At 51.0% G+C, this 9,867-nt stretch carries 10 protein-coding genes and 2 pseudogenes; 7 read left to right on the top strand and 5 right to left on the bottom strand.

What is annotated here, in order from left to right:
- The 3 genes and pseudogenes from EA14781_RS09695 to yigI form a co-directional block, all read right to left on the bottom strand.
- Positions 1-198 (bottom strand): annotated as a pseudogene (locus EA14781_RS09695) (hypothetical protein); the annotation flags it as partial.
- A 94-nt stretch (positions 199-292) separates the two neighbouring features.
- Positions 293-1,183, bottom strand: coding sequence for an EamA family transporter RarD (gene rarD / locus EA14781_RS09690; protein WP_000380002.1), 891 nt, complete (start codon positions 1,181-1,183; stop codon positions 293-295).
- Positions 1,184-1,234: 51 nt separating this feature from the next.
- Entirely contained in the window at positions 1,235-1,702 is a 468-nt protein-coding gene (yigI, locus tag EA14781_RS09685; RefSeq protein ID WP_001277141.1) for an acyl-CoA thioesterase YigI, read from the bottom strand.
- 158 nt (positions 1,703-1,860) lie between these two features.
- Here yigI and pldA point away from each other — a divergent pair, with 158 nt between their 5' ends.
- The 4 genes from pldA to rhtC all read left to right on the top strand — a co-directional run bounded on the left by pldA (position 1,861) and on the right by rhtC (position 5,844).
- Positions 1,861-2,730 carry a phospholipase A gene (gene pldA, locus EA14781_RS09680; RefSeq protein WP_001259602.1) on the top strand — a complete coding sequence of 290 codons (870 nt, stop codon included), beginning with the start codon at positions 1,861-1,863 and terminating at the stop codon, positions 2,728-2,730.
- 48 nt (positions 2,731-2,778) lie between these two features.
- Positions 2,779-3,261 carry a WapI family immunity protein gene (locus tag EA14781_RS09675; RefSeq protein ID WP_000631825.1) on the top strand — a complete coding sequence of 161 codons (483 nt, stop codon included), beginning with the start codon at positions 2,779-2,781 and terminating at the stop codon, positions 3,259-3,261.
- Positions 3,262-3,330: 69 nt separating this feature from the next.
- Entirely contained in the window at positions 3,331-5,160 is a 1,830-nt protein-coding gene (recQ, locus tag EA14781_RS09670; RefSeq protein WP_024164680.1) for an ATP-dependent DNA helicase RecQ, read from the top strand.
- Between the two features lie 63 nt (positions 5,161-5,223).
- Positions 5,224-5,844 (top strand): threonine export protein RhtC, encoded by a 621-nt coding sequence (gene rhtC / locus EA14781_RS09665; protein ID WP_000928835.1) that lies wholly within the window; start codon positions 5,224-5,226, stop codon positions 5,842-5,844.
- 125 nt (positions 5,845-5,969) lie between these two features.
- Here rhtC and rhtB read toward each other — a convergent pair.
- Positions 5,970-6,080 (bottom strand): annotated as a pseudogene (rhtB, locus tag EA14781_RS24815) (homoserine/homoserine lactone efflux protein); the annotation flags it as partial.
- A 109-nt stretch (positions 6,081-6,189) separates the two neighbouring features.
- Between rhtB and pldB the strand changes: the two are divergent.
- The 3 genes from pldB (at position 6,190) to bioP (ending at position 8,995) form a co-directional block, all read left to right on the top strand.
- Entirely contained in the window at positions 6,190-7,212 is a 1,023-nt protein-coding gene (gene pldB, locus EA14781_RS09660) for a lysophospholipase L2 (protein ID WP_000487677.1), read from the top strand.
- A 7-nt stretch (positions 7,213-7,219) separates the two neighbouring features.
- The gene (gene yigL / locus EA14781_RS09655; protein ID WP_000285349.1) at positions 7,220-8,020 is read left to right on the top strand and encodes a sugar/pyridoxal phosphate phosphatase YigL; all 801 of its coding nucleotides are present in this window, start codon (positions 7,220-7,222) and stop codon (positions 8,018-8,020) included.
- 75 nt (positions 8,021-8,095) lie between these two features.
- A complete protein-coding gene (gene bioP / locus EA14781_RS23100; RefSeq protein ID WP_001196230.1) occupies positions 8,096-8,995 on the top strand; it encodes a biotin transporter in 900 nt (299 codons plus the stop codon).
- Here the strand turns inward: bioP and metR are convergent.
- Positions 8,880-9,836, bottom strand: a complete 957-nt coding sequence (gene metR, locus EA14781_RS09645; protein WP_000573617.1) for an HTH-type transcriptional regulator MetR — start codon at positions 9,834-9,836, stop codon at positions 8,880-8,882. The two genes, bioP and metR, sit on opposite strands and share 116 nt — an antisense overlap.
- Between the last annotated feature and the right edge of the window lie 31 nt (positions 9,837-9,867).

Raw genomic sequence — 9,867 nt, 5'->3', positions numbered from 1 at the left:
CACCCGGAGTCGTTGGCAATTCATGTTGATAACGAGATAATGTAAAAGAATGGTAGATGTTATAACAAAGAAACCAGCCCCGGCATTGGAAAAAAAAGAAATAAGTAAGATACAAATTAGATTTGTAAAAATAAATGAAAATATATAGCGGCGCCTGGAAATTCTGCCTTTAGATGTTGGAATAAATATACGTAACATTAATTTTACATCCTTGTGTAAGAATTTCGTTAGCATGGCAATATGCCCGCTCTTATGCAAGAGCAGGCATATTTTTTCAGAATATATTTATTTTTTATTTGGAAATTCTACGCTGCGTATAAATCGCATCCATCACAAAAATCGCCAGCGCCACCCAGATAAAGGCAAAAGTCACCATTTTATCGGCACCCGGTTTTTCGCCATAAAACGTTACTGCCAGCAGGAACATCAGCGTCGGACCAATATACTGGAAAAAGCCTAACGTGGAGAGACGCAGGCGTGTAGCTGCTGCGGTAAAACACAACAGCGGTACGGTGGTGACAATACCAGCGGCAATTAACAATAAATTCAGTGACATTGGGTTTTGTCCCATATGGCTGGTTGAGCTGTCGGCAATCGCAAACAGGTAAATCGCCGCCATGGGCAGTAGCCACATTGTTTCGATTAACATGCCGGTTTGTGCTTCTACCGCAATCTTTTTGCGCACCAGACCGTAGAAGGCAAAGCTAAACGCCAGCCCCAGTGCGATGATCGGCAATGAACCAAAAGTCCAGAGTTGGACCAGCACGCCACAAATCGCCAGAATCACCGCCAGCCATTGCATCCGGCGAAAGCGTTCGCCGAGGAAAATCATCCCCAGCAATATGTTAACCAGCGGATTGATAAAGTATCCCAGACTCGCTTCCAGCATATGATGATTGTTCACCGCCCAGATAAACAGTAGCCAGTTGCCGCCAATCAACACGGCGGAGACCGCCAGCATCAGAATTTTCTTTGGCGTCTGAATCAGTGTTTTTAAATAGGACCACTGGCGGCTGATACTCATCAGCACCACCATAAAGAAAAACGACCAGATAACGCGATGCGTCAGGATCTCATCAGCAGGTACGTAATAAATCAGCTTGAAGTACGCGGGCGCAATACCCCAAATAAAATAAGCGGCAAGAGCGAGTAATACGCCCTGCCGCGTTTGTTTCGTATCCATCGGAAAAACTCATTTTTTATGGGTAAAAGCAGTTTACCTGCTTTTACGTTTTCAACCTACCATATAGGTGGCGGTAGCACTAGCAATATAAAGCTGTTCTTCATTGTGCAGTTCAACACGGGCAACGGCGACTTTATTGCCCGCACGCAACAGGCTGCTGGTGGCAGTAAAACGCTCTCCTCTGCCTGGGCGCAGGTAATCCACACGAAGATCAATTGTGCCCATCCGCGACAGCCGCTGGCGTAGTTCATCTTCATTGATGGTTTCATGGCGAGTTAAGGTGCTGCCAACACAAACCAGCCCGGCGGCAACGTCAAGCGCCGATGCAATGACCCCGCCGTGCAATATACTTTGCGCCCAGTTGCCTACCATCATTGGCTGATTTTTAAAGGCCAGTTGCGCGAATTCTTTTTCGTAACGCTCCAGTTCCATCCCCAACGCACGGTTAAACGGCATGTGATAAACAAACATCTCACCCACTAATTTCAGGGCTTGTTCGGCGGTCAGTACGGCAGACATATCATCCTTACATTTCATTGGTTAATGAAATGTTGATTTTATGCTTCTTTATTGTTGTTTTCTACTTTAAGAAGGGATAACTAACGGCAATTGAGGTAAGTATGTAAAATACCCCGCATATTTACTGAATCAATTATTCGTTACGGAGAACATGACCAATGCGGACTCTTCTGGGCTGGTTGTTGTCTGTGGGTATGCTGCCGATGGCAGTATATGCGCAAGAGGCAACAGTGAAAGAGGTGCATGATGCACCTGCGGTGCGCGGCAGCATTATCGCCAATATGTTGCTGGAGCACGATAATCCTTTCACCCTTTATCCGTATGACACCAACTACGTGATCTACACCCAAACCAGCGATATGAACAAGGAAGCGATCGCGAGTTACGATTGGTCGAAAAATGCGCGTAAAGATGAAGTGAAGTTCCAGTTGAGTCTGGCGTTTCCGTTGTGGCGTGGGATTTTGGGACCTAACTCGGTGTTGGGCGCTTCCTATACCCAAAAATCCTGGTGGCAGCTTTCTAATAGCGAAGAGTCATCGCCATTTCGTGAGACCAACTATGAACCGCAATTGTTCCTCGGTTTTGCTACAGACTACCGTTTTGCTGGCTGGACGCTACGCGACGTAGAAATGGGGTATAACCACGATTCTAACGGGCGATCTGACCCAACTTCACGTAGCTGGAACCGATTGTATACTCGCCTGATGGCTGAAAATGGCAACTGGCTGTTAGAGGTGAAACCGTGGTATGTCATTGGCAACACCGACGATAACCCGGATATCACCAAATACATGGGGTACTACCAGCTTAAAATTGGCTATCACCTTGGTGATGCTGTTCTGAGTGCAAAAGGACAGTACAACTGGAATACCGGTTACGGTGGCGCGGAGCTAGGATTAAGTTACCCGATCACCAAACATGTACGGCTTTATACCCAGCTTTACAGCGGTTACGGCGAATCGCTCATCGACTATAACTTCAACCAGACCCGCGTCGGTGTGGGAGTTATGCTAAACGACCTGTTTTAATGCATGGTAGAGTGCCAGCACCTAATTTTTGTTTAAAAATCAAATGCTATGATTACGTTAAGCAATAGTGAGCTGGCCGTTACTTTGACGCTGGATATCGTCGGATATGAGTCTCCTGAGGCAAGCGATAACTGGCTTTTATTGAAGGTGAATCTGACTCAGGCTGATAACCGCTTCGACAGAATCGATCCGGCACTTGAGTGCATTGATATTAAGAGGATCCACGAATGGTTCTCTGCATTGTCTGAGCGCCGTTTACCCTCCAGTGTGCGGTTGTGGTTCACCGAACCATGTCTGGGACTTGAATGTTATGGACACTGGGACGGGCGAGTCAGAATTGCCGTGATTCTTGCTTGTGAACTTCGTCCTCCATTTTTACTCCGGGCAAGAGATGCAGTACGCGACGAGTGGCTGGATGAAGAACTGGATGGTGAAGAATGGAGCGTCTGGTTCGATCTGACAGAGGATGATTTCTCCAACATTCTGGCAAAACTGGAATCTTACATCCAACATTATCCTGCCAGACGCTAAAAGCATTGCAGTTTCTCGCGCAGGCGCTGAAAATAGCGCCTGTTTTTATTTCAGGCAATTGGGGTGAATGTGGCGCAGGCGGAAGTGTTGAGTCTGGAGTTCGGAGCTAAACAGGTTTTACAAGAAACCTTTGGCTACCAACAGTTTCGCCCTGGTCAGGAAGAAATTATCGACACCGTGCTTTCTGGCCGCGATTGCCTTGTCGTCATGCCTACTGGCGGCGGCAAATCCCTTTGCTATCAAATCCCTGCCTTATTGCTAAACGGCCTTACTGTGGTTGTTTCACCGCTGATTTCGTTGATGAAAGATCAGGTGGATCAGCTACAGGCCAACGGCGTGGCGGCAGCATGCCTTAACTCGACGCAAACCCGCGAGCAGCAGCTTGACGTGATGACGGGCTGTCGCACCGGGCAAATTCGTCTGCTGTATATCGCCCCGGAACGCCTGATGCTGGATAACTTTCTTGAGCATCTGGCGCACTGGAACCCGGCGTTATTAGCTGTTGATGAAGCACACTGTATCTCCCAGTGGGGCCATGATTTCCGCCCGGAATACGCCGCGCTCGGTCAGTTGCGCCAACGCTTCCCGACACTGCCGTTTATGGCGCTGACCGCTACTGCCGACGACACCACGCGCCAGGATATCGTGCGTCTGCTGGGGTTAAACGATCCGCTGATCCAAATCAGCAGTTTTGACCGCCCGAATATTCGCTACATGCTGATGGAGAAATTCAAACCGCTTGATCAGCTAATGCGTTATGTGCAGGAACAACGCGGTAAGTCGGGCATTATTTACTGCAACAGCCGGGCGAAAGTGGAAGACACCGCCGCGCGCTTGCAAAGTCGGGGTATTAGCGCAGCGGCTTATCATGCAGGGCTGGAAAATGATGTCCGTGCCGATGTGCAGGAAAAATTTCAGCGCGATGACCTGCAAATAGTGGTGGCGACCGTGGCGTTTGGCATGGGCATTAATAAACCTAACGTCCGCTTCGTGGTGCATTTTGATATTCCGCGCAATATCGAATCCTATTATCAGGAAACCGGGCGCGCCGGGCGTGATGGCCTGCCAGCAGAAGCGATGCTGTTTTACGATCCGGCAGATATGGCGTGGCTGCGCCGTTGTCTGGAAGAGAAGCCGCAAGGGCAATTGCAGGATATCGAGCGGCATAAACTCAATGCGATGGGCGCCTTTGCCGAGGCGCAGACCTGCCGCCGTCTGGTGCTGTTGAACTATTTTGGCGAAGGTCGCCAGGAACCGTGCGGTAACTGCGATATCTGCCTCGATCCGCCGAAGCAGTATGATGCTTCGACTGATGCGCAAATCGCGCTTTCTACCATAGGTCGCGTCAACCAGCGTTTTGGTATGGGCTATGTAGTAGAAGTGATTCGTGGCGCTAATAACCAGCGTATCCGCGAATTTGGTCACGACAAACTCAAGGTTTACGGCATGGGCCGGGACAAAAGCCATGAACACTGGGTAAGCGTGATTCGTCAATTGATTCATCTCGGTTTGGTGACGCAAAACATCGCCCAGCATTCTGCATTACAACTGACAGAAGCCGCACGCCCGGTGCTGCGTGGCGAGTCTTCTTTGCAACTCGCTGTGCCGCGAATTGTGGCGCTCAAACCGAAAGTGATGCAGAAATCGTTCGGCGGTAATTATGACCGCAAACTGTTCGCCAAATTACGCAAGCTGCGTAAAGCCATCGCCGATGAAGAAAATATCCCGCCATATGTGGTGTTTAACGATGCTACCTTGATTGAGATGGCGGAACAGATGCCGATCACCGCCAGCGAAATGTTGAGCGTCAACGGTGTTGGGATGCGCAAGCTGGAACGGTTTGGTAAACCGTTTATGACGCTTATCCGCGCGCATGTCGACGGTGATGACGAAGAGTAGTCAGCAGCATAAAAAAGTGCCAGGATGAACATTCCGTAAACGTTTTCCCCGCGAGTCAAATGTATGTTGATGTTATTTCTCACCGTTGCCATGGTGCACATTGTGGCGCTTATGAGTCCCGGCCCCGATTTCTTTTTCGTCTCTCAGACTGCCGTTAGTCGTTCCCGTAAAGAAGCGATGATGGGTGTGTTGGGTATCACCTGTGGCGTAATGGTCTGGGCAGGGATCGCGCTGCTTGGCCTGCATTTGATTATCGAAAAAATGGCCTGGCTGCATACGCTGATTATGGTGGGCGGAGGCCTGTATCTTTGCTGGATGGGCTACCAGATGCTACGCGGAGCGCTGAAAAAAGAGGTTATTTCTGCCCCTGCGCCACAAGTCGAATTGGCGAAAAGCGGGCGTAGTTTCCTGAAAGGCTTACTGACCAATCTCGCAAACCCTAAAGCGATTATCTACTTTGGTTCGGTGTTCTCGCTGTTTGTCGGTGATAACGTCGGCACCACCGCGCGCTGGGGTATTTTCGCGTTGATTATTGTCGAAACGCTGGCGTGGTTTTCCGTCGTTGCCAGCCTGTTTGCTCTGCCGCAAATGCGCCGTGGTTATCAACGTCTGGCGAAGTGGATTGACGGTTTTGCCGGGGCTTTATTTGCCGGATTTGGCATCCATTTGATTATTTCGCGTTGATGACAGAGTAGGTCGGATAAGGCGTTTACGCCGCATCCGACACGATTTTCATGAGTGCCTCGCCGATGCTAACGGTGCTCCTACCAGCATAAACAACGAGCCAAAAATCTTATTCAACGCCTTCATCTGTATCCATAATTGAGTGAAGTGGTCATGGTGTTGATTGCGCCAGAGCCTGGTGAGAGGCTTAACAGGATTGATGTCAGCAGGTAAGCAAACCACCATTCAGGCGTCATGGGAGTTTCCCGAATTGTCTATTTTTGTGCCACAATACGCTACTGTCGCGACGTTGTGTCAGGCACGCTTAAAAAATGATTTTACGTGGTTTAAGAGGCAGATTACCCGATGTTTCAGCAGCAAAAAGAGTGGAAAACAAGAGAAAATGCATTCGCTGCTTTTACCATGGGACCACTGACTGACTTCTGGCACCAGCGAGATGAAGCAGAGTTTATCGGCGTTGATGACATTCCGGTACGTTTTGTCCGTTTTCGCGCGCCGCAACACGACCGGGTCGTCGTCATCTGTCCTGGACGTATTGAGAGTTACGTAAAGTATGCGGAACTGGCCTACGATCTGTTCCATCTGGGGTTTGATGTGTTGATCATCGACCATCGTGGACAGGGGCGTTCCGGTCGCCTGCTGGACGATCCACATCTCGGGCATGTGAACCAGTTTAATGATTATGTTGATGACCTGGCGGCGTTCTGGCAACAAGAGGTCCAGCCAGGTCCGTGGCGTAAACGCTATATACTGGCACATTCGATGGGCGGGGCGATCTCCACACTATTTTTGCAGCGTCATCCGGGCGTGTGCGATGCCATTGCGCTCACTGCGCCGATGTTCGGGATTGTGATTCGCATGCCATCATTTATGGCGCGGCAGATCCTCGACTGGGCGGATGCGCACCCACGTTTTCGTGATGGCTATGCTATGGGCACGGGTCGCTGGCGCGCGTTGCCGTTTTCTGTCAACGTACTTACCCATAGTCGGCAGCGATATCGGCGCAATTTACGCTTTTATGCCGATGACCCAACGATTCGCGTCGGCGGACCAACCTACCATTGGGTGCGCGAAAGTATTCTGGCCGGCGAACAGGTGTTAGCTGGCGCGGGTGATGACGCCACGCCAACGCTCCTCTTGCAGGCTGAAGAGGAGCGAGTGGTCGATAACCGTATGCACGACCGTTTTTGTGAACTCCGCGCTGCCGCGGGCCACCCTGTAGAAGGAGGGCGACCGCTGGTGATTAAAGGCGCATACCATGAGATCCTTTTTGAAAAGGACGCTATGCGCTCAGTCGCGCTCCACGCCATCGTTGAATTTTTCAACAGGCATAACTTACCCAGCGGAAACCGCTCTATAGAGGTTTAAATTTCTTATGTACCAGGTTGTTGCGTCTGATTTAGATGGCACGTTACTTTCCCCCGACCATACGCTATCTCCTTATGCCAAAGAAACCCTGAAACTGCTCACCGCGCGCGGTATCAACTTTGTGTTTGCGACCGGACGCCACCATGTCGATGTGGGCCAAATTCGCGATAATCTTGAGATTAAGTCTTACATGATTACCTCCAATGGCGCGCGCGTTCATGATCTGGATGGCAATTTGATTTTCGCCCATAACCTGGATCGTGATATTGCCAGCGACCTGTTTGGCGTGGTCAATGATAACCCTGACATCATTACTAATGTTTATCGCGATGATGAATGGTTTATGAACCGCCACCGCCCGGAAGAGATGCGCTTTTTCAAAGAAGCGGTGTTCAAATATGCCCTGTACGAGCCGGGATTACTGGAGCCGGAAGGCGTCAGCAAAGTGTTCTTCACCTGTGATTCCCATGAAAAACTGTTGCCGCTGGAGCAGGCGATCAACGCCCGCTGGGGTGACCGTGTTAACGTGAGTTTCTCCACCTTAACCTGTCTGGAAGTGATGGCGGGCGGTGTTTCAAAAGGCCATGCGCTGGAAGCGGTGGCGAAAAAACTGGGCTACAGCCTGAAGGACTGCATTGCCTTTGGCGATGGTATGAATGATGCCGAAATGCTGTCGATGGCGGGTAAAGGCTGCATTATGGGCAGTGCGCATCAGCGCCTGAAAGATCTGCATCCAGAACTGGAAGTGATTGGCACTAACGCCGAAGACGCGGTGCCGCACTATCTGCGTAAGCTCTATTTATCGTAATCGTTCTCTATTTAGCCAGTTGTCAACCTGATACTTCGCTACAATGGATACTCGATAAACAAAGAGACATCCATTGTGGCGCTACTTATCATCACCACGATTCTGTGGGCCTTCTCCTTTAGCTTTTATGGCGAGTACCTTGCGGGGCACGTCGATAGCTATTTTGCGGTGCTGGTGCGCGTTGGCCTGGCGGCACTGGTTTTTCTGCCGTTTCTGCGTACCCGTGGCAATAGCCTGAAAACGGTCGGCCTGTATATGCTGGTGGGTGCGATGCAGCTTGGCGTGATGTATATGCTGAGTTTTCGCGCCTATCTCTACCTGACGGTCTCCGAACTGTTGCTGTTCACCGTACTGACTCCGCTCTACATCACGCTGATTTATGACATCATGAGTAAGCGCCGTCTGCGCTGGGGCTATGCTTTTAGCGCCTTGTTGGCGGTGATTGGTGCCGGGATTATTCGCTATGATCAGGTCACCGACCATTTCTGGACCGGCCTGTTGCTGGTGCAACTCTCCAATATCACTTTTGCCATCGGCATGGTGGGTTACAAACGCCTGATGGAAACTCACCCGATGCCGCAGCATAACGCCTTTGCGTGGTTCTATCTTGGCGCGTTCCTGGTGGCGGTGATTGCATGGTTCTTGCTGGGAAATGCGCAGAAAATGCCGCAAACCACGCTGCAATGGGGCATTCTGGTATTTCTTGGCGTGGTGGCTTCCGGGATTGGCTACTTTATGTGGAACTACGGCGCGACGCAGGTGGACGCCGGAACGCTGGGCATTATGAACAATATGCATGTTCCGGCGGGGCTGTTGGTTAATCTGGCAATCTGGCACCAACAGCCGCACTGGCCAACGTTTATGACAGGCGCGCTGGTGATCCTGACCTCACTGTGGGTTCATCGAAAGTGGGTCGCTCCGCGCTCTTCACAAACGGCAGATGATCACAGGCGTGATTGCGCGCTGAGCGAATAAACGCTTCTGTAATCGGCTGACGCTGCTCGCCATCGCGCACGGCGGCGTACAGTCGGCTCCACAAGCCTTCGCCCAGAGTTTTGGTCACCACCAGACCCTGGCGCTCAAAACTCTCCACCACCCAATGCGGTAGCGCAGCGATGCCCATCCGTGCGGCAACCATCTGGATCAACAATAAGGTGTTATCGACGCTTTTCAGCGACGGGCTAACGCCTGCTGGCTGAAGAAAATGCCGCCAGACGTCCAGTCGGCTACGCTGTACCGGGTAAATCAACAGCGTCTCGCTGGCGAGATCTTCCGGCGTGATTCGCGTTTTCGCCGCCAGTGGATGATCAGGTGCTAACACTAGGCGGACTTCATAATCGAACATCGGTGAATAATGCAGGCCACTGCGCGGCAGAATATCAGAGGTCATCACCAGATCCAGCTCGCCCTGTTGCAACGCGGGCTGCGGGTCAAACGTCACGCCCGATTTAAAATCCATCTCCACCTGCGGCCAGTTCTTGTGGAAATTTTCTAACGCGGGCGTCAGCCACTGAATACAGCTATGGCACTCGATGGCAATGCGCAAGCGTGTCTGCTGTGGTTCATTGCAGGCTTGCAGTGCCTGACTGATTTGCGGCAGTACCTGGTTTGCCAGTTGCAACAGGATTTCTCCCTGCGGTGTAAAGCGTAGCGGCTGGCTTTTACGCACAAATAGCCGGAAGCCAAGGCGTTGTTCCAGATCGCTAAACTGGTGAGACAGGGCGGATTGCGTCTGATGCAATGTCGCCGCAGCGGCTGCGAGCGAGCCGCAGTTCCGCAACGCTTGTAGCGTTTTCAGGTGTTTTACTTCGATCATGAAAGTCCTTCACTTCGGCATGAATAATTTG

Origin of the sequence: Escherichia albertii NBRC 107761 = DSM 17582, from assembly GCF_000759775.1 — a bacterium.
Taxonomy (GTDB): domain Bacteria; phylum Pseudomonadota; class Gammaproteobacteria; order Enterobacterales; family Enterobacteriaceae; genus Escherichia; species Escherichia albertii.
Note: the sequence above shows the minus strand (reverse complement) of the source record. Positions and strands in the feature narration are given on the sequence as shown.